This is a genomic window from Pararobbsia alpina, from assembly GCF_965118125.1.
Lineage (GTDB): Bacteria > Pseudomonadota > Gammaproteobacteria > Burkholderiales > Burkholderiaceae > Pararobbsia > Pararobbsia alpina_A.
The window spans coordinates 1913783-1934550 of sequence record NZ_OZ221287.1 but is presented as its reverse complement, the minus strand read 5'-3'; the positions used below and the strand labels follow the sequence as shown (position 1 = coordinate 1934550).

The window sequence follows — 20768 nt, the reverse complement described above, 5'->3', positions numbered from 1 at the left end:
CAGTCCTGAGGAATCCATGAGCAACGCAGTCACCACGCAGCGCCAGAGCCTGGTCGCAAAGTTCGCCGACAAGTTCGGCGTCGAGGCGAACAAGATGCTCGACACCTTGAAGGCCACGGCTTTCAAGCAGAGCAATAACAACGAGGTCACCAACGAGCAGATGGCGGCGCTGCTGATCGTGGCTGACCAGTACGGGTTGAATCCGTTCACGAAAGAGATCTACGCCTTCCCTGACAAGGGCGGCATCGTGCCTGTGATCGGCGTCGACGGCTGGGCCCGCATCGTCAACGAGCACGCCCAGTGCGATGGCTTCGAATTCAAGTACGCCGAGGAAACAACCTCATTCGAAGGCAAGGAAGTGCCCGAGTGGATGGAGATCTACGTCTATCGCAAGGATCGCCAGCGCCCCGTGATCGTGCGCGAGTACTTCGCTGAAGTCGTGCGCGCCAACATGCAGCCGTGGAAGTCGCACCCGAACCGCATGCTCCGCCACAAGACCTTCGTGCAAGGTGCGCGCCTCGCGTTCGGCTTCGCCGGCGTGTTCGACGAGGACGAAGGCGAGCGCATCCTTGAGCGCGACATGGGCGCGGCGCAGGAAGTAACGAAGCCGGTACCACAGCCTCAATCGCGTTCCGCGCGCAGCTCGGCGCTGGCGATCGAGCAGGCCGACGCTGACGGGGTCATTGAACAACCCGTGCATCGGCAGCGCGAAGCCGTGCAACAAACTGCTGAGCCGGCGCAACGTTCGACGCGTCGCGCACCCGCGCGCCAGCAGCAGCAACGCGACGCGTTCGAAGAAGCCGCGGCGGGTTCACGCGAGCCAGGCTCGGATGACGAGGATCAACCGGAACCGCTCAGCGATAGCCAGCTGCGTGTGCTCAAGACGAAGCTCGAGAACGCTGCGCTCGGTGAAGCAGACATGCGCAACCGCTTCGGCTTCGGCTACGACGGCGCGACCAAGGCGAACTATCACGAGATCGTCGCCTGGACCGAAGACCCGGCGGGTGCTTGATGCTGACGTTCGATCCTGTCGCCCACGAATACCGCGCCGATGGTCGGCGCGTGCCGAGTGTCACTCAGACGCTCGCGCCGCTCGTCGACTATTCCAGCGTGCCGGCCGCCGTGCTCAAGCGTGCGCAAGAGCTCGGCACCGCCGTGCACCGCATGACGGAACTCTACGACCTCGACGATCTGGATATGGATGAGCTCGACATCGAGCTCATGCCGTACCTGTCGGCCTGGATCAAGTTCCGCGCGGATACGGGCTTCGTGCCGGAGACGATCGAACAGCGGCTTCACCACCCTAGCCTTCACTACGCGGGCACGTCGGACCGCACTGGCCTGATCAAGCGCCGGCGCGCGGTCATCGACATCAAGAAGATGTTGTGTCTCCCCCCGGTCGTCGGGGTTCAGCTCGCGGCGTATCGCGAGCTCCACATCAAACACGGCACGCCGATCGAGGACCGCTACGGCCTCGGCCTGCGCGCGGACGGGACCTATCGGCTGGTCCCCTTCACCGACAAAAGCGACTGGCCGACCTTTCTGTCGCTGCTCACCCTTCGCAACTTCAAGGATAAACATGGACTCGCAATTGCCAAAGAATTTGCAGATCTCGCAGCCTGACGCGGCGCTGTTCAAAGCGGCCTCGAACGCGCTGAACACGGCCAAGGCCTATGAGATCGACAGTCACGAGATGCGCGACCTCGCCGCCGGTGACCTGGTCAAGGTCAAGGCCAAGCAGAAGGAACTCGAAGCGCACCGCAAGTCGCTCACGCAACCCCTCGACGCGGTGAAGAACGGGATCATGGATATCTTCCGCGCGCCGACGGCTTACCTCGAGCAGGCCGAGACGATTCTGAAGAAGGCGATCGGCGACTACGACCGCGACGAAGAGCGCAAGCGCATCGCCGAGCAGGCTCGCCTTGAGGAAGCAGCGCGCGTCGAGCGTGCTCGCCTTGCAGCAGAGGCGGCGGCGCGCGAAGCCGCTGCACTGGACGAAGCTCGCAAGATTCAAGCGGCGGCCGATGAGGCGGCTGCTGCCGGCAAAGCAGAGGAAGCCGCACGTCTCGCCGCCGAGGCCGAGAGCCGCGCCGAGCAAGGCGCGGCCGAGGTTGAAACGCTGCAGCAGACGGCCGCGCTCGTGACCGCTCCGATCGCGACCGCCGCGCGCAAGTCCGCCGGCGTATCGACGCGCAAGGTCTGGCGAACGGAAGTGAACGACAAGCTCGCGCTGATCCGCTACGTCGCCGCGCACCCGGAATACGCCGAGCTGCTCGAGCCGAACATGCCGGCGATCAACAAGCTCGGCCTTGCGCTCAAAGCCGCGTGCCCGATTGAAGGCGTCCGTGTGTTCGAAGACGCGGTGCTCGCAGCGAGGGCCGCATGAATCAGGCCGACATCATGCGAAAGGTCCTACGCGTCGACGGCACCGTCGAGCTGCTCGAGCGCCGCCACAGCATCGGAGAGATCAGCGAGCTGATCAACTCTGACTGCTCCGACAGCTTCATGCTCGTCGACGGAGTGCACGTTTGCATCATCGATGACAACGGCATCGACAAAGGTCTGCCGGTGAACGTGCTCGCCACCGCCCTGTACCACCAGCGTAGCCGCGGCATTGGCGAAATCTACGGCGATGCCGTCGTCGTGCCCGACTTCGACTTCGGAGGGGCCGTCTGATGCCACGCTCATTCAGCACCAAGGAAATGATCAACCGCCTCTCCGGGCTGATCAACAAGGACGAGCTCTCCGGCTGGGAAGAAGGCTTTGTGACGAACCTCAAGCGCCAGTCCGACGCCGGCGAAGTCACGAATCTGAGCGACGCCCAGATAGAGAAGCTCGACGAGCTCCACTCGAAGCATTTCGCACAGGCATAGGGGATCGACCATGAAGCTATTCGAAATGGACTGCACGCTGATCAAGATCACGGCCGTGACCGGTGTGTCCGAATTCAAGGGCGATGACCGCGACCACGGCTGCAGCGTGACATTCGAGCGCATGTTCGAGAACACCATCCTCGACGAGTTCGATCCGGATCTCCGGACCGCGCTTTACAAGGTCGAGGATGGTAAGCCCAAGTCGACGCCCGCCGGCCAGGGCGAGTTCGCGATGCCCATTGAAGGCGTGAAGTTGACCGCACGCAAGGCGAAGACCATCCAGGGGCCGCTCAAGCTCAACAAGGTCCTGGACGGCTGGAAGATCGTCTATCACCGCGGCGCGACCGAGGCCTCCGCGATCAAAGCCAATGACGTGAAGTTCTCCGACTTCACGCTCGTCGAGGCCTGCGAAGGCGGATCGTGTCTGCTGCGGTTCAAGGCCTATCAGAAGCTGCCGCCTGAGCTGCAGGGCTTTGTCGATCACATGGCGCAAACCACCGTCGAGTGCACGTTTGCCGCCCCTGAAGACACTCAGCAGGAACTGCCCGCAATGAAGCAGAAGGGCCAGCGCGGCCGACCGAAGAAGACCGCCGACGAGAAAGCCAGCGACGACCCGTTCGCCGGCAGCGACCTAGCGCAGGACAACACGAAGATCGAGTCGAGCTCGAAGAAAAGTCCCGAGACGACACCTGCATCCGAGCAGCCGGCCAAGGGTCGTGCCAAGCGTGTGCCCCAGCCGGGCGACGCGTGGCCGTTCCCCACTGGCAACGGTACGCACTGACCAACCGAATCCCCTGAGCGCTGCTGCCTCGCAGCGCATTTGAGTGGGCGGCCCGTACGGCGCCCCGCTTTTTCAAGGATACCGACACGTGAAAACTCTCATGGCATTTGACTACAGCCTCCCTACCGACCCGAAGCCTAAGGTGCTGGTGATCGACGAGGAAGGAAACCCCATCACTGGGTGCTCGTTTGTTGAGGAAACATACCCCAATCGACAGTTCGTCATGAGCGTGCCGGGCGTGGTCAAACTGGTAGGCGATAGCGACGTGGTCGCTGCTGCCATGCAGACCCGTGTCGACGTTGCCGCTGATTACGATCGCGTCGTTGGCGCCGGGGAATGGCAGGTCATTTGGCTCGATGCGCCGCGCGAAAGTGAGATGTTCAAAGCCGCTCAGCAAAAGCGTTCCTCGCGCATCGTGGCCAACTTGCCCAGCATCACGGTGCTCGAGATCACGATCGGCGGCGAAGCGGCACCGAAGTCGCCTGTTCACTGAGACGCGCGATGCCGACCACCTACATGCAACGCGCGGCCGAGGACGAGCGGATCATTGCGGCCCTCGTCGCCGAATACCCGTCGGACGACATTGGGTTCACCCGCCTTGGTGGCGAGTCCGGCTCGCCGTCGACGACCGCGCTTGCTGCGATGCGCCTGCGCGAGCTGATCGACGAGACGCGCCCGCTTCCGCGCGAGCTCACGCACGACGTGCGCGAGGTGCTCGGCATGATGCTCTGGCAGACGACTCCGATCGCACACGCACTGCGTGCCGCCGGCCGCGAGATCCCCGCCAGCGTCGATCTCGAGCAAGCCCACGTGTTGCACTGGCTGCTCGGCTTCGCGATCGAACACGGCGCGACCTGGCACCAGCACGCCGCGCGCGAGCTGCACAAGATCATCACGGCCGCGCAGGGGCACTGACCATGTTCGAACAAATGACCACTGGGGAAGTTCGGCTGCTGGCGTTCCTGCTGCTCGCGCTCGTTGCCGTATTCATCAGCCGCTATGTCCACGCAGTGCGCAGGCTTCCGACCATGCGCACGCCCGACGAGCACGCCACCCACTATGACTCGATCGGGACGTTTCACGCCGAGTCTCTCGACCAACAGGACAAGGCATGAAAGCCCTGCTCTTCTGGATCTCCGGCTTCCTGCGCTGCCGGATCATCAGCGACGGCGACCGGCCGTACCTCGAGCGCTACTACCTGTTCACGGCGTTCGGCACGCGCGCGTATCTGCACCGGTTCGTCGGCAGCGACCCCGATCGCGGCGTGCATGACCATCCGTGGCCCTGGGCGCTGGCCATCATCCTATTCGGCTGGTACTGGGAGCAACGCCGCAGCGGCACGCGCATCGTACGCTGGCTCAACTTCCTGACCGGCGACACGTTCCACCGCGTGCTACTGCCTAAGGACCGCGGTGTGCATGAGGTCTGGACGATATTCATTCACCGCAATGCCAAGGTGAAGCCGTGGGGATTCCTGCGCACCAACGCCGACGAGGTCGTGACCTATCGCGTGCACGCCAGTGCGCCGTCTGACTGGGTCGGCACGGCGCTGCGTGGGCGCAACGTGGGGAGACAGCCGCGATGACCAAGCGCAAGCCAGGATCGACGACGCTACTTCGGCGCAAGTGGTCGCCCGAGGACGCAACACGCCTCGCGTGTGAATACCCAAATCGCACAGCTGACGAGCTCGCAGTCATGTTCGATCGCACGGTCAACCAGGTCTACGCAAAGGCCGCAAAGCTCGGCTTGCACAAATCAGCAGAGTTCCTCGAATCTGATCGATCGGGGCGGATCCACCGCGGACGTAACGATCCGCGAATGGTCGCGACGCAGTTTAAGCCGGGTCAAGAGTCGTGGAACAAGGGAAAGAAGGGGGTGACCGGAAATCATCCGAACTCGGTGCGCACACAGTTTCAGAAAGGCCGCGCCGCCGAGGCATCCCACAACTATCTGCCGATCGGTACTGAGAGACTGACCAAGGACGGCTACCTAGAGCGCAAGGTTACAGATGATCCGACCGTCGTGCCGGCGCGGCGCTGGGTAGCTGTGCACCGTCTCGTGTGGGAAGCCGCGAACGGCCCTGTGCCCAAAGGCCACGTGGTCGGTTTTCTTCCAGGACGACGTACCGCCGAGCTCGAGAAGATCACGGCAGACGCGCTTGAGCTCGTCAGCCGTGCGGAGCTCGCGCGCCGCAACCATCCTCGTTCGAAACACCCCGAACTCGCGCGCCTGATGCAGCTGAAAGGCGCCATCACGCGCCAGGTCAACCGCATCGCCCGCGAGGCGAAGGAGAAAGAGCAATGAGCAACATCACCGATCTGCGCGCGCACCTGATGGACACACTGGCGGCGCTCAAGGACAAAGACAACCCAATGGACGTCGATCGGGCCCGGGCCGTTGCGCAAGTCGCAAGCGTAATCGTCGACACGGCTAAGGTCGAGGTCGATTTCCTGAAGGTCACTGGCGCAGCCGGTGACTCTGGCTTCCTCGGCACGAAGCAGGAAAAGCCGACGCCCGGTGCGATCGAACAAACGCCGACCGGCCTTGTGCATAGGCTGCGGGGATGACATGCGCTCGCACGACGCCGGTCAGAGGCCCTTGACGTTTAAGGATTTATGGTTTCCGTCGACGACGGATCGACCCTCCTCGAAAGCCGCACTTTCCGCCTCCTCTCGTGACTCGAAGGTTGCCTCGTGCCTCGTGAATCGACGCACATTTGCTTCAACGGCCACCACGTTTCCGGGTCTCGTGACATATCCCGTGTACCCGAACGGGACCCCTTCAGCAGGCGGAGGGCCAAATTTTGGAACCGCTTGCACGTGAATCTCGAAGCCTTCGTATTTCTCTTGTTTCCACATAGCCGCCTCCGTTTGATAGGGGGAGAAATCCTAGCATGCCATGCACGCCCATCCGAACCCGTGGAATCAACGCGATCGTTTGCACGCGCGGCCATAAGCGCTCGCCGCGCTGCTCCGTGCCAGGTTGCAAAGCGACCAGCGAGTTCCAGTGCGATTACCGCGCGCGCCCGGGCAAGACCTGCGATCGCCATCTGTGCGCGGTGCATGCGCACCAGGTGGGCACCGACGTTCACTTCTGCCCGTCGCACATGAAGGAATCGAGCGGCGACGGCAAACGCGCGCAACGCGAACTGTTCGAGGATTGACCAATGAAAAACACAGCTGACATTCATGCCGCGGCGATCGCAATCGTGCACCGTGAGTCCGGCCGTACCCTCTCTAAAGCCGATTTCGATCTCTGTATGCGTATCGCCAAGCGTGCACTCAACGATGAGGCCCTGTTGGCTCTCAAGGCAGATCCCCGTGACTATGCCGGCGAGCTATGGGATGACGCGATCAATTGCGATTTCGAAGGGTTCAAGCAAAAGGTTGCGCAAGTGATTGCAGAGCGCGATGAAGCGCAAGCCGAAATCGAAAGGCTGACCGCCATCATTCACGGGCCAAAGATCGTCGCCCCCTTCAATCTTGCTCGAACGCTTTACCACGGTGAGATTGAATTCCGTATGACCGACTTTAGCGTTAAGCGTATGCGCCTGCGGGATGTGCGCCCGGAAGACTGGGTGCCCGAGGATAAAACATGCTGAACAGCGTCCGACAAGCGGGTCACAGGGGGAAAGCTACTCGCTCAGAAGTCGGTTGTGCGCAGCACAATTACGACTCCCTTGTCGTCCGCAGGAGCAGCACCATACTTGCCGGATGCGACCTCAGAAATTCTCTTAAAACCGTGATGAAACGCGGCCAGCGCATCCTTGGCTTGATGTTCGTCCGGGTCGAAGTGATCGGCCAACGCTTCGCGCGATATCTCATATCGCTGCCGACGTCCGTCAATCGTCAAGGAGAACGCTACATCGCCGCCCTTCACGAACGGTGGAGAACCGGGAGTAAGTTCAACATTCATGGCTTCGTCTCCATATCATGTGCCCTCGAGTGGATCGTGTGCGGGCTCGGCTGGATCATCACGCTGTCTGAACGGCAACGGCTTTCGATAAAGTTCGTAGCGCCGCTTCTCGTCCGTGTCGAGCCAAACGCTCGTGGTAAAGCTTGCGAAGCACACATCGCGCGCGGTGCGAAGGATCTCGGCCAGCTCCTCGGCTTCGTCTATCCAACCTCTCAAGATGTCGTAGCGAGGATTACGGCTCCGGCCGAGAAAAATCCACTTGTTGTCGCGATCCATCTCCTTTGCCAATTCGCGCAGGCTTGCACTCACGTAGGCTATGCGTGGCCCGCAACGCGCGTCGATCGGCACAAGCCTCACCAGCTCGTCGACCGAAAGTTCGGTTACCGCATCCCGAATATTCGCCCTCAAAGTAGAAAAGTCCTCTGCGACAAATTGCCGCCGGTACATGCGCCGAGCGTCTTGCGAAAAGTCCATCAGTTTCGTCAACGACGATTCGAGGGAAGGGAGTGCCTCAATCGCCATGATTCTCGCCTTTGCAAGGTCGTCGGCCTGTTTCTCTCGCTTGGCCATAGTCGCAAGGAATATCGTGCCGGCGAAAGCAGCGCCGGAAATCAAGGCGGACGCCCAGGCGGCCATGGTTCCTCGTTCTCCGGTAACAGGAACAATTCCGAGCGTCACCATTACCCCTATCGCGGCTCCCCCGAGCACAAGAATCGTCGTTTTGGCTGGCTCGATGTTGGCCAGATCTACCTTTTTAAGCATTCGATCTCTCGCCTATCAAAGGAAGTCGCAGCGCCCACTCGATACTCGTGCGTCCTAAGCCGACGCCACTGGGCGCACGCGCACGTGTACGACCTGCTTCTTAACTTCGTAGCCCGCGACTTCCGGCCGCAAAACCACTCTCACAACCCCGTACTCGGCTCCCTGGTCTGCGGGGCTGTTGGACATCTTGAGCGCGATTATGGCACCCCGCACCATGTGCGCGATCGGCTCGTCAGTCTCAAAAGAGCAAGCGCCTGCACCGGTCTCGCGCTCGTCCGCGTCGACCACGTTGAACACATATTCGTATCTCATAGCAACGGAGCGTAGCATGCCCCTTCCCTACGAAAGCGCCACTAGCGGCGATCGCGCTGTCACCGACATGCAGAAGATCTTGCGTGCGTTCGGCTGCGACAAGTTCGGCCATATGCTCGACTTCTCCGCCGGCGAGTTGCTCGTCCAGTTCGAGTACCGCGGGCGCCAGGTGACCGTGAAAGCGAGCGCCAATGGCTATGCCCAGGCGTGGCTCAAAGAGCACCCGTGGTCAAACCGGATGCAGCGCACGCGCACCCAGCACGAGGCGAAAGCCAAAGAGATCGGTGCGATCGCGGTCTATTCGATCCTACGCGACTGGATCAAAGGCCAGGTCACTGCTGTCGAAACCGGCATCCTGTCGTTCGAAGGCGCGTTCCTCGGCCAGATCATGCTGCCCAACGGGCGCACGGTGCTCGAGGCGGCCGAAGATTCGAAGCTATTGCCCAAATTGGAACAAAAGTAGGGTGACCCCATGAACGCACTCGGCATCAAGCAAGTCACGGCCAAGGTTTCCCTCGGCAAGACAACAATCTACCGGATGATCAGCACCGGTGATTTCCCGAAACCATTCCCGATCACCGAAAATCGGGTCGCCTGGGTAGAATCCGAGGTCGACGAGTGGCTCGAAGCGAGGGTCAGCGCCGCTCGCCATGGAGAAAAGGTCGATTGTGGGTAGGCTTGTGGGTCTAGTTCGAATCCCGGTCTAGGACCCCGGCCTGACGGCCTTGAGGCGGCAATGTCCGCCTCCCCTTCTCTCCGCCAGAAATGGATATAAGCCGTTGAGTCCAAAAGGATTCAACGGCTTTTTGTTTTATTGGCCGACGTTTGACCTTCCTGCGGCTGCGTCCAGCGACCCCTCCTTTTTCGACCTCGCGCGATTCGCCACGGCGACGCGGATAAGTGCGACGGATCGGGAGCGAATCCAAATCTCCTATTCGCTCGTCGCCTGACGATGATTCCGCCGCGTCGCAGTCCAGCACAAAATCGACCCGGTGCAAACCATCACCGCCCCCTGCCAGAACGCAAACGGCAACGGCGACTTCAACAGTTTCGCGGCAAGCGCCGATGAAAAGACCGGAATGAAATACGACGCGCCGGCAAGAATCGTCACGTTGCCGCGCAAAATGCCAACGTTCCAGGCGGCATAGCCAAGTCCGATGGCCGACGCCGCCAGCACGAGATAAATGGTCGTGCGGACGTCGAAGTGGATCGCTCCGCCGCCATTCATCGCGTACTTGATCCAAAGTGTCAGCGCGACGAGCACAAAGAACAGCGTGACGCCGTTGCTGCCTTCCGCAATCCGGGCAGTGACCGTGCAATACGCGGCCCAAATGATCGCGCCCGCGAAGGCCAGCCCGAAGCTCAATGGATTCGCCTGGACGTTCGCAAGCATTTCGCCGATATCGAAGCCCTGATCCCCTCCGAGCACCCAGGCGATTCCGAGGACCGAGAGGACAAACCCCGGGAATATCAGCGCATTGGATCGCTGCTTGTTGAACAGAATCGCGGCAATCAAGGTGAAGGTTGGCCACAGATAGTTGACCATACCGACTTCAACGGCCTGACGACCGGTGCTTGCATAGCCGATGGAAAGCGAAAGGCACAGTTCGTAGGCGACGAACAGCAGACTGCCCCAGATCAGGTAGCGGCGCGGGAAGGTGCTCAGTTTCGGGAATCCCACCGAGAAGAACAGGATCACCGACGCCACGGTGTAGATCATCGCCGCACCAGCTGTCGCACCCAGCCCTTCGCTCACGCCGCGAATCAGTCCGACGATCGAACTCCACAGGAACACAGCCACCAGGCCAATCAGGGTTGCCTTCTTTCTTTCATCCATAAACAGGAGAGCGATCCATTCATTGCTTCATTGCCGACGACGATTCGACGGGTGAACCTTCGGCACACGGCACGCGCGAGGCCCAACCCTTACCGCAAGACGCAGCACGCGGACGATACGATAAACGACTTCGGCGCGTGGCCCATGTGGTTTGACGTGTCGAAGGTCGAATGTACCGCACCTTCGACACGTCGCTCACCGAGTCGCTTGCCGATTCAGCGATTCACTGATTCAGGCGGTCTCCAGCGATGCATCGCGTTGCGTCACGCGGGCGATCTCGTTCTTGAGATCAGCGACGATCTGCTTGAGTGCTTCCTTCTGCGCATCCTCAAGCGGTTGCAGCGGCGCCCGCAGACCGCCGGCGCGCAAGCCCTTGAGCTCGCAGCCGTACTTGATGGATTGCACGAACTTTCCGGCGTCTTCGAGAAAGTCCATCAACGGCATCATGGCGGACATGATCATGCGGCCCTTGTCGAAGTCCTTTTCGACGACGCACGCTTCGTAGAGCGCAATGTGCTCTTCAGGCAGGAAATTCGACCCGGCGCAGACCCAGCTTCGCGCACCCCAGGCAAAGAACTCGAGCGCCTGATCGTCCCAGCCGCACGAGAGAGCGATGTTCGGAAACGAACGCGCCAGCATATGCAGTTGCTGCGCGCTGCCTGAGCTTTCCTTGATCGCCACGAAGTTGCGCGACTGCGCGAGCACCGTCTCGAAGAAGGTGCGGCCCATCAAGGCATTCGTGCGGCCCGGATAGTTGTACAGCATGATCGGCAAGCTCGCGGCACGGTCGACAGCCAGTGCGTGAGCGGCGTTCTCCAATTCGGTCGGCAACGCATACGGCGGCGAGCTGACAAGAATGGCATCGGCCTTAATGTTCTTTGCGGCCCTTGCGTATTCGATCGAGTCTTCGGTGCGTACGGCGCCCGTTCCGATGATCAGGGGCACACGTGAGCCGATGACCTGTTTCGCGTACACAGCCAATCCGATGCGCTCATCGGACGTGTGCGCGTAGTACTCACCCGTCGAGCCACCGATGATGATGCCGTGCACTTTTGCGTCGATGAGGCTTTCAAGCACCTCGGCAAATGCAGCTCGGTCGATCTGGCCGTCGCTGGAGAGGGGCGTGATCGCTGGGGTATAGATGCCTTCGAATTTCATGGTCAGTTGTCCGTCAGTTCATTCAGATGGGTTGTAGATTCAGGGTGTCCAGCGCGCCGTCCGGCAAACGCTACGGACACTACCGGCGTTCAAGGATCGATCAGCCGCTGATCAGTTCTCAATTAGCTGTTACTCAGCTCGTAGTGAGTTCTTAGTCAGCTCTCAATCAGTGGTTAATCAGTGATGAAGCGAAGCCGCCTCCTGGAGACTCAGCGACCGCGTTTCCGGGGCAAGCGCAATGGACGTCAGCAAGCCGACGAGCGAGACAACCGCCGCGACATACATCGTGTTGCCGATGCCGATCGTGTGCAGCGACATCGGCACAAGCCAGGTGCCGATCGCGGCGCCGACGCGGGACAGTGATGCGCCCATGCCCACGGCGAACGCGCGCACATCGGTCGGAAAGATTTCGTTGGGGTACACGAGCTGGAGTACCTGTGCCCCGCCGATAAAGACGGCATAGGCGCCGAACAGCACAAGGATCAATACTGCGTTGCCATCGGAGCAATAGCCGAGTGCGAGCAAGGCAAGCGCCGACCACAGGAAGCTGTGAATCACGAGATTGCGCCGGCCCACCGCGTTGATGACCTTCGTGGCAATCGCGCATCCGACAACGAACAACAACGTGATCGCAACCGATCCCCACGCTTCCCAATCGCCGTTCAGATGCAGGGCCTCAAGCACGCGCGGTGCGAACGAATACACCGCAAAGACGGGGATCACCGAGCACGTCCAGAAGACCGAGACGAAGAGCATGCGTTGCCCGTATCCCGAGCGAATCAGGCAGCTCAGCGACGTCTTGCGTTCGGCCTTCTGTTCAGGGAGATGTTCAAGGCCGAACGACGGGCCATACACGCGCTTGATGATCTGTTCAGCCTCAACGGTGCGGCCTTTGCTCAGCAGCCATCGCGGCGATTCAGGTGTGCCAAGCCGCAAGACAAACAGGCATGCGCCGATCACCGACGAACTCGCGAGCACGATGCGCCAGGCATCTGCACCGCCGTGAACGAGGATCACGTTACCGACGATATAAGCGAGTGCTGCACCCGCGAACCAAAGAATCGTCAATGCAGCGAGTAAAGGTCCGCGACTCTTCTTGGGTAAAAACTCGGTCAACAACGATCCGGCAACCGGATATTCAATGCCGACTCCAATGCCGACGAGAAACCGGAATGCAAATAATTGTTCGCCCGATTGAACCCAGTATTGCGCGAGCGAGCACAGGATGAATAACAACGGCGTGACGAGATACAGCTTCTTGCGGCCGATCTTGTCGGTCAGCCATCCGCCGAAAAAGCCACCGAAGAAGATGCCGATCAGCGCCGACGCCGCGACCATGCCCTCCCAGAAGCCGTTCAAGTGAAGCGCCGCCGAAAACTGCACGGATGCCACACCAATAATGCTGAGCACGTAGCCGTCCATGATCCATCCGCCGCCTGAGCGAATGCTCAGCAGCCGGTGAAATCCATTGAGCTGCACGTCTTCGATAGACAGGTTGCTTGCTCTCACGTTGTCTCCTTGGGTGCCGACTCGTGCACGGGCCTCGTGGCCATGCGAGTCGGCTAATAGGGTCTTGCGCCGTTCGCTGTCGATCTCGGTCCGGCGCATTCCGAGGACGCGTTCTGCTCAGCGCGCCGGTATCAGCTTTCGAGTCCCGCCTTGTGCTGTCCCCATGCCAGTGTCGCGTTCACGCCGACCGAGAGGAAAGGCTCCGGCGGCGCCTTGTTGGGGCCCGGCGACTGCAAAAGAAAATCGATGAGGTCGCTCCGCTCCCCCGCGATCCAGTTCGCGAGCAACGTTCCGGTCACCGTGCCTCGCGTGATGCCGAGGCCGTTGCAGCACAGCGCGCCATAGACGTTGGGTGCCAGTTGCCCGAAAAACCCTTCGTGGTTCTGCGACAGCGCGAGCGACCCGCTCCACGTGTAGTCGAATCCGACGTTCGGCAACATCGGGAAGCGGCGTTCGAACGACGCCTGGTGGCGCTTGATAAAGCGCTCGAGGTACTGCTGCTTCGGACGCCCGTCCGGGTTGAAACTGAAGCTGTTGCGAATCAGGATCCGGTTGTCATGAGTACGACGGACCGTGCTTCCGAACGGATCGGCCGGAATGACGCCCCAGAACGATTTGCCCCCGAGCTGTGCCTGCTCCTCGTCGGACAGCGGCCGGGTCAGGCTCGCGTAGAGGAACACGGGCAGCATCGTCCGTTGAAGAAAACCGAAGCGCATGCCGAACGCGTTGTTGGCCAGAATCAGCTTGTCGGTCGTGATACGGCCGTTGGCATGTCCGAGCACGATCTTGTCGCCAGCCTGATCGCCATAGTCGACTTCAGTAATCGGCGTGCGCTCGTACAGCGTGACATTGCTCGGCAAGCAGTCGGCAAGCCCTTTGACGAGTGCCGAGGGCTGCACCAGGATCGTTCCGGGCGTGTAGAGCGCGCGCTTGTAGAAGTGCGTGCCGATATGCCCTGGCAAGTCGTCGCCTTCGATCATCTCGTAGGCCTGCCCCAGTTTGTCGAGGCCGCGGCGATAGGCATCGAGGACAGCGAGTCCCTTGCCCTCCACCGCGGCTTGATACTTCCCCGAGGCGCGCATCGCGCAGTCGATGCCGTACCGCTCGACGAGCGAGCGCAGGATCGACTGTCCCAGCACGTTCAACCTGAGCGTCGTCTTTGCTTTGTCGATGTCCCCAATATAGTCGTCGGCGCCGATGTCATGAGGGAGATCGATGGCGAAGCCTGCGTTGCGCCCCGCCGTTCCGAATCCGACCTCCTGGGCATCGATCAGGACGATCTCGTCATCGGGATTGTTGAGCGCGAGTTGTCGCGCAGCCGCCAGCCCGGTGTATCCCGCGCCGATCACCGTCCAGCGCGCGTGCTTTGAACCGGAATGGGCGGGCCGGGGTTGCCGAGGACCGCTGAGGTGATACCAACCGCATCGAGCGTCATCGGAGGGGGTTGAAGTGACCTTCTGCATGCTGATTTCCTGACATTCCTTCTGCTCGCGACACACGGTCACAAGCCGATTTGCCACACGCGGACTAGCCGTCCCTTGCACGGTTTTTGGCTGGGTCCCTTCGCCTTTGAAGTGTTCAGCCTACCGTTTGTCTATCAATTGTAGTCAGGATAGGACGACGAAGATCGAGCCGAAATAGGGGTTTTCTCCCATACGACAATTTGTCTACAATATAAATAACTTGTATTTTATTAAAATAATCAAGTAGATAGGAATCACATGCGACCAAGGATCGGGCGCATGGATGCCGGGCAAACCGGGACGGGAGGGGCCGCTTGCAGAGCGGACGGCGTACGCCGAGACCCGCGCGTCGTGTGTGCGTGGATCGGGCTTACGACTCGATCAGAGGCGGGCGCGACGTGACCCTGTACGGCCGCTGTCGGTCGAACGGGCGATGCAAGCCGTCGCGCAGCGTAGGTCGAGGTGGGAGGTACGTCGTTGAAGGAGGTACCGCGTCGAGGCGGCTATGTCGTGGAGGTGGCCGAATGTCGGCGTTAAAGCGCCAACGGCACATCGACACCATTCGGAACGGCATATTCCGTCATCCGGCGTCGCGACAAATCGAGATGTTCCCGGACGATCGTCGCGACCGCATTCGCGTCGTGGCGCTCGATCGCGTCGATGATCTGCTCGTGCTGCTCGACCGCGCTCTCAAGGTCGTGCTGCATATTGTCCGTGGTCGGGAACCGATAAAAGGTCTTTCCGAGTCGTGCGTGATCAATCAGGATGCGTCGCAGGCTCGGCATCAGATATTCATTGCGCGCGATATTGCCGATCTCGAGGTGGAACTGATCGTTATATAAAACCCGGTTCTCGACGTCGTTCTTGATAATCGCCGCTTTGAAATGCTTCTGAATCTCCCGGAGTCGGACGATATCCGCTGCGGTTGCGTTGTTCGCGGCGAGTTGCGACGTCGCGATGTAGATCATCGGCGCGGCAAGGAAAAAATTTCTGAGCGATTGATAGCTCATCGATGACACTCGGGCCGCTCTGTTGGCCTCGAGTTCGATATAACCCTCAGCCGCCATCTGGCGCAGGAGTTCTCGCACAGGCGGGCGCGAAAGGCCGAATTCGGCGCTTAATGCCACTTCGTCGACCACCGCTCCCGGCGCCAACTCCATACTGACGATCCGGCGCTTTAACGCGTCGGCCAATGCGGATTTGCGGTCGATGGGACCGGGTCCTTCGTCGGTATTGGGGGAGTCGGAAGTCGTATTCATTGCGGTCACTCAGGTTGACTCAATGATACCGAAACAGGAGCATTCCATGCGCCCGAACCGCTAGACCATCGGGTGGATGCCGCACCGACGCTGACATAGCGAATAAAGAACGCCGTCAAAACGACGGCACCCAATAACCGCATCGACGACAGCATGGATCTGACACCGATGGTCAGCGTACTGAAATGCGCGCCCCGGCGATCAGCTCACGTTGAGCTGCCCGGACAGGCGGGCATGAAACCGCTGACTCAACTCATCGAGTCCGTGAAACTCGGCCTTGATTCCGAGTTTGGCGTATTTGAGGCGAATCGAATCCAGCGCAGCGACCGTCGATGCGTCGAGCACGTGTGCTGCGGACAAGTCGATCTTTACATCCGACGGATCGCCTGCGTAGTGGAAACGCTCGGCAAGTTCGTTGCTGCTTCCAAAGAACAGCGGACCGCGCACGGCGTAGTACGCCGTTGCACCATCATCCGAGCACCAGCGGTCGGTCTTGATCACGCCGGCGGCCCGGCGCGCAAACCAGAGCAGTGCGAGCGCCGACCCGCAGATCACGCCAAGCGCCAGGTTGCCGCTGTAGACGGTCAGCGCCACCGTCAGAAGCATCACGCTCGTTTCCATCCACGGCATGCGCAGGAGCGTGGCCGGCCTGACGCTGTGCCAATCCGCCGTCTTGATCGCGACGATCATCATGACCGCGGCCAGCGAGACCACGGGAATCGCGGACATCACTGCGCTCAGGCCGGTGAGCAGAATCAGCAGTGACAGCGCCGCGGCGACGGTCGACACGCGACTGCGCGCACCGCCAATGCCCACGTTCACAACGGTCTGGCCGATCATCGCGCACCCTGCGATGCCGCCGTACAGGCCGGCGCAGATATTGGCGAGCCCCAAAGCCCACGATTCACGGGATTTGCTCGAACGCGTTTCGGTGATGTCGTCGACGAGCTTCGCCGTCAGCAACGATTCGAGGAGGCCGACCAGCGCAATGCTGATCGACGTGCGCCATACAGTGCTGAGTGTCTCGAGATCGAACGGAACGTCCCATTGCGTCCACCCGATCAGACCGGCGTCAGCTGCCTGATTTGCACCCACGGTCGGTACAGAGAGATGGCCCAGCGATGCGGCCAGCGTCGCAGCGACGATGGCGACCAATGCAGACGGGATCGCTTTGGTGATGCGCGGCATGCCGAGCATGATGACGATCGTGACAGCGAACAGTGCGTACACCGCCAACGGTTTGTGAATCAGGTGGGGGATCTGTGCGCAGAAGATCAGGATGCCCAGTGCGTTGACAAACCCGACCATAACCGAACGCGGGATAAATCGCGCGAGTTTGGCGAGGCCCAGCGCGCCAAACGCAATCTGAATCACGCCGCCGAGCAGTACCGCAGGAAGAATGTACTGCGCGCCGTGCGCGTGGACCATCGGCCCGACCACCAGCGCTACCGAACCGGCAGCGGCAGTAACCATTGCCGATCGTCCGCCGAAAATCGACGTGACAAGCAGCAGCACGACCGACGCAAACAACGCCGAGCGCGGGTCGACGCCGGAAATAAAGGAAAACGAAATGACCTCGGGAACCAGCGCCAAGCTTGTGACGACGCCAGCGAGCACTTCCTTCGTCAGAAGCGTTCGCGACCGCATCACGTCTAGCCACGTGCCCGTGTTCACGACGCCGCTTTCTGCACCTTCCATACCGCTCGCACCCAAAACCGCCCTCTCCCGACCGTTGACCCTGCCGACGTCCATCACGCCGGGCACGAATCATCGCATAAATTAATGACGGTCAATTGTGAGAGGTGGTGGGTCAAACCGCCCTACTGATGATGAACGATTTCGTACTCGCCCAGCGCCGCGACGAGTTTGCCAAGCAGATGGTGTTCGTCCGCGCCGCCCGCATTCATGAGTGCATTGAGCGCATTCACCGCGACATCGAACTGCTCTTCATCTTAGGTCTTCATTGCGACGCGAGTCCCGGCGGTACGCGGCCGATTTGTTTAAATACGGTCAGCCAGTCTTCGAGGTGCCACGTTTTGATGATGCGGTCGCCTCGGAGCTCGTGGAACGAGTGGATCGCGAAATCGACGGGCTTTGAGGTCGCTTCAATGCCGAGCAGTTCGCCGGACTGCGTAGCAGTGACGCGCGCTCGAACGCCCACGCGATCTCCTGCAATCAGTACATCGAGAATCTCGATCCGCATGTCGGGAAACGATGTGGCGATTTCGGCGAACATCGGCACCATCTGTTCGGGTCCCGGTTTCACCCCGACCGGCTCGGGGATGTATTCCCAGTCGGAACTCACGACGTGGCGGAGCATTTCAACGTCTTTGCGCGAGAACGCCTCGTAGAACTGGTCGATCACACTCCGCTTTTGCTGGTCGGTCGCCTGTGTCATTTTGCCGGTCTCCGGAAATCGCTTCGAGAGTAAAGCGATGCAGCCGGAACTATACCGTCGCCGCCCGGGGTTTTCCGGGCGACACTTCAGCAAACGTTTCTAGGTGTTAATCGGCTCCAGGCGCGAAAGCAGTTCGCCCTTACGATCCCTGAGCCACGGAGGTAGTTGAAACTCCTCGCCAAAATGTCCGGGTGCTTCGTCGACCGCAAAGCCGATATCGGTCGTCGCGGCCTCGAATATCACGCCGCCAGGCATCTTGAAGTACATCGAGCGAAAGTAGTTTCGATCGACGGACTCCGACGTGTCGATATAGCCCAGCCCCATCAGCTTCGACTTGAGCGCGCTCTGCTCCTGAGTACTGTCAACGGCAAAGGCGACGTGATGAACGGTGCCCTCTCCGTATATCGTCGACCCCTGCTGACGATCGGGTTCATGAATAAACTCGACCACCGTACCCGGCCCGCCCGCGTGAGTTTCGAACCGGTGGTATGGGCCCGACTGGCCGACATAACGGAAATCGAGCACTTCGCTCATAAACGGAATGGATTCCGATACCTCGCGCAGCGACAGCGTCACGCTATGCACACCACGCACGGCAAACCGCTCGGGAATATCGGCGTTTGTACACGCGGGCCGTGCATCGAAATCGGTTTCCACCAGGTCGAACTCGATCCCGCATGGATGCTGGAATCGCTGACGTTTCTCCGCAAAGCGCTCAGTTACCACGGGGTCGTGAGGCACCCGCATTGCCTCAAAGCGCGTACGCCAGAAAGCGAGCGAATCGCGCGGAACGGAGTAATTAATCACCTTGACCTGCCCGGATCCGGCACGCGCTTTTACGCCCTTTTGCCTGAATGGAAACGAGGTGACGAGCGTTCCCGGATCGCCACTCGCATTGCCGTAGTACAGGTGATAAATCGGATCCTTCCCGTCAAATAACACCGTCTTTTTGACGAGGCTCTGTCCGAGAAGCTTCACGTAGAAATCAACGTCCTGCTGCGCGCCGCCGACTCCCGCCGTCAGGTGATGAAATCCCTTGATCATTGACATCGTTGTCTCCTGCTCGAAATGGTCCTTCTCATCCACCCCAATCCTGATTGGGTCACGGCTAGCTTAGTCGGTGCATACGGATTGAGAAGATGCCATCGCCCGAACGATACGTTCGCCGAACAAGAACGATCACGCACTGAGTTGCGCCCGCACCGCGAGTACCATGTCTCCGGACCCTCAGGCTGGCCCGCTGGCGATGTCGCTGCCGAGCACGCTGTTGATCAATAGCAGCCGTCAATACGATATCAACGAGACGTCAAAGAGACGACGCGCGCGCCTGCCTTCACTCACGACCCGGTCGTGAAACGACAACCCACATCGAGGCGCAGACCATGCTGGACCTGAAGGACGTCTACCTGTTCGTACAAGTCGTTGACCACGGGGGATTTACATCGGCAGGCGACGTATTGGGAATCCAGAAGTCCACGCTCAGCCACCGCGTCAAGGAACTCGAAGCCTTTCTCGGCGTTCGCCTGATTAACCGCACTTCAAGGCAATTCTCAATGACTGAGGTCGGTGCGGAGTTCTACCAGTACGCACTCGCCCTGCTCAAAAGCGCCGAAGTGGCTGAAGAGGCCATGCGTCAGCGGCTGTCGGAGCCGAGCGGCATTATTCGCATTACTGCGCCGATCGAAATCGCCCAATATATTCTTCGCGATGTGCTGCCGGCCTTTATGAGCGCCCATCCTAAAGTGTCCATTCACGAGAATGCGACGGATCGAATCGTCGACATCGTCGGCGAAGGCTACGATATCGCGATCCGCGGACATTCCTCACGGCTTCAGGACTCGAATCTGATTCAACGTCCGCTCACGAGCGCACCCTGGCGCCTGTTTGCGGGGCCGGCTTATCTCGAACAACACCCGCATCTCGAACGCCCCGAACAACTCGACGCGCACTCTATTCTTTCGATGACGCGCAGGGGGCCGTCGCAATGGCAACTCGAAGGACCCGACGGTCAAAACGTCACAGTGCCCATTGCGCCCCGATATCAAAGCAACAATCTCATTTCATTGAAAGAAGCGGCGTGCATGAACCTGGGTATCGCCGCATTACCGGGCTATATCTGTCGCGCGGAATTGCAGGCAGGCACGTTGCGCCAGTTGTTGCCCGAATGGATCGCCGCGCAGGCGCATATTTCTGCCTTGATTCCGTATCGCACGGGCTTGCTGCCAGCGGTTCGCTCGCTGGTCGATTTTCTGGCCACCGAGATGCCGAAAGTCACGGCGTTTGGTTAAGGCATCGACCTTCTTCTCTTCGTTCGTGCGTGCGTTGCTTCGGCTGATTGTCCGATCGACCCAATGCCCGGTTGCCGATTCGTCGGTTGCGGGGTTGCGTCGTTACCGACGTTCATCGTTTATGAACGCTGCGTCCAAGCGCAATGTATTCCTGCCCGCGCGACAATCCCCTATCGTCGATTCCATGACACCGGCGCCTGTGCATCTCCATCT

Annotated in this window: 27 protein-coding genes; 17 read left to right on the top strand and 10 right to left on the bottom strand. The window is 60.3% G+C overall.

Annotated features, from left to right (window positions below; genetic code table 11):
- Positions 1–16 precede the first annotated feature (16 nt).
- From bet to ACMFWR_RS08305, 14 genes are all read left to right on the top strand, one after another.
- Entirely contained in the window at positions 17–1012 is a 996-nt protein-coding gene (gene bet, locus ACMFWR_RS08370; protein ID WP_413194532.1) for a phage recombination protein Bet, read from the top strand.
- Complete coding sequence (locus ACMFWR_RS08365; protein ID WP_413194531.1) at positions 1012–1623, top strand: hypothetical protein; 612 nt, start codon at positions 1012–1014, stop codon at positions 1621–1623. Before bet ends, ACMFWR_RS08365 begins: the two co-directional genes overlap by 1 nt.
- The gene (locus ACMFWR_RS08360) at positions 1592–2386 is read left to right on the top strand and encodes a hypothetical protein (RefSeq protein WP_413194530.1); all 795 of its coding nucleotides are present in this window, start codon (positions 1592–1594) and stop codon (positions 2384–2386) included. Before ACMFWR_RS08365 ends, ACMFWR_RS08360 begins: the two co-directional genes overlap by 32 nt.
- Entirely contained in the window at positions 2383–2676 is a 294-nt protein-coding gene (locus ACMFWR_RS08355; RefSeq protein WP_413194529.1) for a hypothetical protein, read from the top strand. Before ACMFWR_RS08360 ends, ACMFWR_RS08355 begins: the two co-directional genes overlap by 4 nt.
- Positions 2676–2873 (top strand): hypothetical protein, encoded by a 198-nt coding sequence (locus ACMFWR_RS08350; RefSeq protein WP_413194528.1) that lies wholly within the window; start codon positions 2676–2678, stop codon positions 2871–2873. Before ACMFWR_RS08355 ends, ACMFWR_RS08350 begins: the two co-directional genes overlap by 1 nt.
- Before the next feature lie 10 nt (positions 2874–2883).
- On the top strand, positions 2884–3654 hold the full coding sequence (locus ACMFWR_RS08345) for a hypothetical protein (RefSeq protein ID WP_413194527.1): 771 nt from the start codon (positions 2884–2886) through the stop codon (positions 3652–3654).
- 88 nt (positions 3655–3742) lie between these two features.
- On the top strand, positions 3743–4147 hold the full coding sequence (locus ACMFWR_RS08340; protein ID WP_413194526.1) for a hypothetical protein: 405 nt from the start codon (positions 3743–3745) through the stop codon (positions 4145–4147).
- A gap of 8 nt (positions 4148–4155) precedes the next feature.
- The gene (locus ACMFWR_RS08335; protein ID WP_413194525.1) at positions 4156–4569 is read left to right on the top strand and encodes a hypothetical protein; all 414 of its coding nucleotides are present in this window, start codon (positions 4156–4158) and stop codon (positions 4567–4569) included.
- Between the two features lie 14 nt (positions 4570–4583).
- A complete protein-coding gene (locus ACMFWR_RS08330; protein ID WP_413194524.1) occupies positions 4584–4769 on the top strand; it encodes a hypothetical protein in 186 nt (61 codons plus the stop codon).
- On the top strand, positions 4766–5239 hold the full coding sequence (locus ACMFWR_RS08325) for a hypothetical protein (protein WP_413194523.1): 474 nt from the start codon (positions 4766–4768) through the stop codon (positions 5237–5239). The genes ACMFWR_RS08330 and ACMFWR_RS08325 overlap by 4 nt, the downstream gene beginning before the upstream one ends.
- A complete protein-coding gene (locus tag ACMFWR_RS08320; protein WP_413194522.1) occupies positions 5236–5958 on the top strand; it encodes an HNH endonuclease signature motif containing protein in 723 nt (240 codons plus the stop codon). Before ACMFWR_RS08325 ends, ACMFWR_RS08320 begins: the two co-directional genes overlap by 4 nt.
- Entirely contained in the window at positions 5955–6221 is a 267-nt protein-coding gene (locus tag ACMFWR_RS08315) for a hypothetical protein (protein ID WP_413194521.1), read from the top strand. Before ACMFWR_RS08320 ends, ACMFWR_RS08315 begins: the two co-directional genes overlap by 4 nt.
- 407 nt (positions 6222–6628) lie before the next feature.
- Positions 6629–6817, top strand: a complete 189-nt coding sequence (locus tag ACMFWR_RS08310; protein ID WP_413194520.1) for a hypothetical protein — start codon at positions 6629–6631, stop codon at positions 6815–6817.
- A gap of 3 nt (positions 6818–6820) precedes the next feature.
- Positions 6821–7255, top strand: coding sequence for a hypothetical protein (locus ACMFWR_RS08305; protein WP_413194519.1), 435 nt, complete (start codon positions 6821–6823; stop codon positions 7253–7255).
- A gap of 41 nt (positions 7256–7296) precedes the next feature.
- On the opposite strand, the gene ACMFWR_RS08300 is transcribed toward ACMFWR_RS08305, so the two are convergent.
- Both ACMFWR_RS08300 and ACMFWR_RS08295 read right to left on the bottom strand, forming a co-directional pair.
- Positions 7297–7569 (bottom strand): DUF1488 family protein, encoded by a 273-nt coding sequence (locus ACMFWR_RS08300; protein ID WP_413194518.1) that lies wholly within the window; start codon positions 7567–7569, stop codon positions 7297–7299.
- A 15-nt stretch (positions 7570–7584) separates the two neighbouring features.
- Positions 7585–8331, bottom strand: coding sequence for a hypothetical protein (locus ACMFWR_RS08295; RefSeq protein WP_413194517.1), 747 nt, complete (start codon positions 8329–8331; stop codon positions 7585–7587).
- Positions 8332–8659: 328 nt separating this feature from the next.
- Here ACMFWR_RS08295 and ACMFWR_RS08290 point away from each other — a divergent pair, with 328 nt between their 5' ends.
- A complete protein-coding gene (locus tag ACMFWR_RS08290; RefSeq protein ID WP_413194516.1) occupies positions 8660–9106 on the top strand; it encodes a hypothetical protein in 447 nt (148 codons plus the stop codon).
- A 9-nt stretch (positions 9107–9115) separates the two neighbouring features.
- Positions 9116–9319 carry a helix-turn-helix transcriptional regulator gene (locus ACMFWR_RS08285; RefSeq protein ID WP_413194515.1) on the top strand — a complete coding sequence of 68 codons (204 nt, stop codon included), beginning with the start codon at positions 9116–9118 and terminating at the stop codon, positions 9317–9319.
- A gap of 255 nt (positions 9320–9574) precedes the next feature.
- Here the strand turns inward: ACMFWR_RS08285 and yddG are convergent, their stop codons facing one another.
- The 8 genes from yddG to ACMFWR_RS08245 form a co-directional block, all read right to left on the bottom strand.
- A complete protein-coding gene (yddG, locus tag ACMFWR_RS08280; protein WP_413194514.1) occupies positions 9575–10480 on the bottom strand; it encodes an aromatic amino acid DMT transporter YddG in 906 nt (301 codons plus the stop codon).
- Positions 10481–10711: 231 nt separating this feature from the next.
- A complete protein-coding gene (locus ACMFWR_RS08275; RefSeq protein WP_413194513.1) occupies positions 10712–11638 on the bottom strand; it encodes a dihydrodipicolinate synthase family protein in 927 nt (308 codons plus the stop codon).
- 177 nt (positions 11639–11815) lie between these two features.
- Positions 11816–13147: an MFS transporter gene (locus ACMFWR_RS08270; RefSeq protein WP_413194512.1), complete on the bottom strand. Its 1332-nt coding sequence runs from the start codon at positions 13145–13147 to the stop codon at positions 11816–11818.
- Between the two features lie 131 nt (positions 13148–13278).
- Positions 13279–14610, bottom strand: a complete 1332-nt coding sequence (locus tag ACMFWR_RS08265) for an NAD(P)/FAD-dependent oxidoreductase (RefSeq protein ID WP_413194511.1) — start codon at positions 14608–14610, stop codon at positions 13279–13281.
- 533 nt (positions 14611–15143) lie between these two features.
- Positions 15144–15869 carry a GntR family transcriptional regulator gene (locus ACMFWR_RS08260; RefSeq protein WP_413194510.1) on the bottom strand — a complete coding sequence of 242 codons (726 nt, stop codon included), beginning with the start codon at positions 15867–15869 and terminating at the stop codon, positions 15144–15146.
- Between the two features lie 201 nt (positions 15870–16070).
- A complete protein-coding gene (locus ACMFWR_RS08255) occupies positions 16071–17567 on the bottom strand; it encodes a SulP family inorganic anion transporter (protein ID WP_413194509.1) in 1497 nt (498 codons plus the stop codon).
- Between the two features lie 262 nt (positions 17568–17829).
- A complete protein-coding gene (locus ACMFWR_RS08250) occupies positions 17830–18267 on the bottom strand; it encodes an ester cyclase (protein ID WP_413194508.1) in 438 nt (145 codons plus the stop codon).
- A 99-nt stretch (positions 18268–18366) separates the two neighbouring features.
- Positions 18367–19317, bottom strand: coding sequence for a ring-cleaving dioxygenase (locus tag ACMFWR_RS08245; protein ID WP_413194507.1), 951 nt, complete (start codon positions 19315–19317; stop codon positions 18367–18369).
- 332 nt (positions 19318–19649) lie between these two features.
- Here ACMFWR_RS08245 and ACMFWR_RS08240 point away from each other — a divergent pair, with 332 nt between their 5' ends.
- A complete protein-coding gene (locus tag ACMFWR_RS08240) occupies positions 19650–20555 on the top strand; it encodes a LysR substrate-binding domain-containing protein (protein ID WP_413194506.1) in 906 nt (301 codons plus the stop codon).
- The last annotated feature ends 213 nt before the right edge of the window (positions 20556–20768 follow it).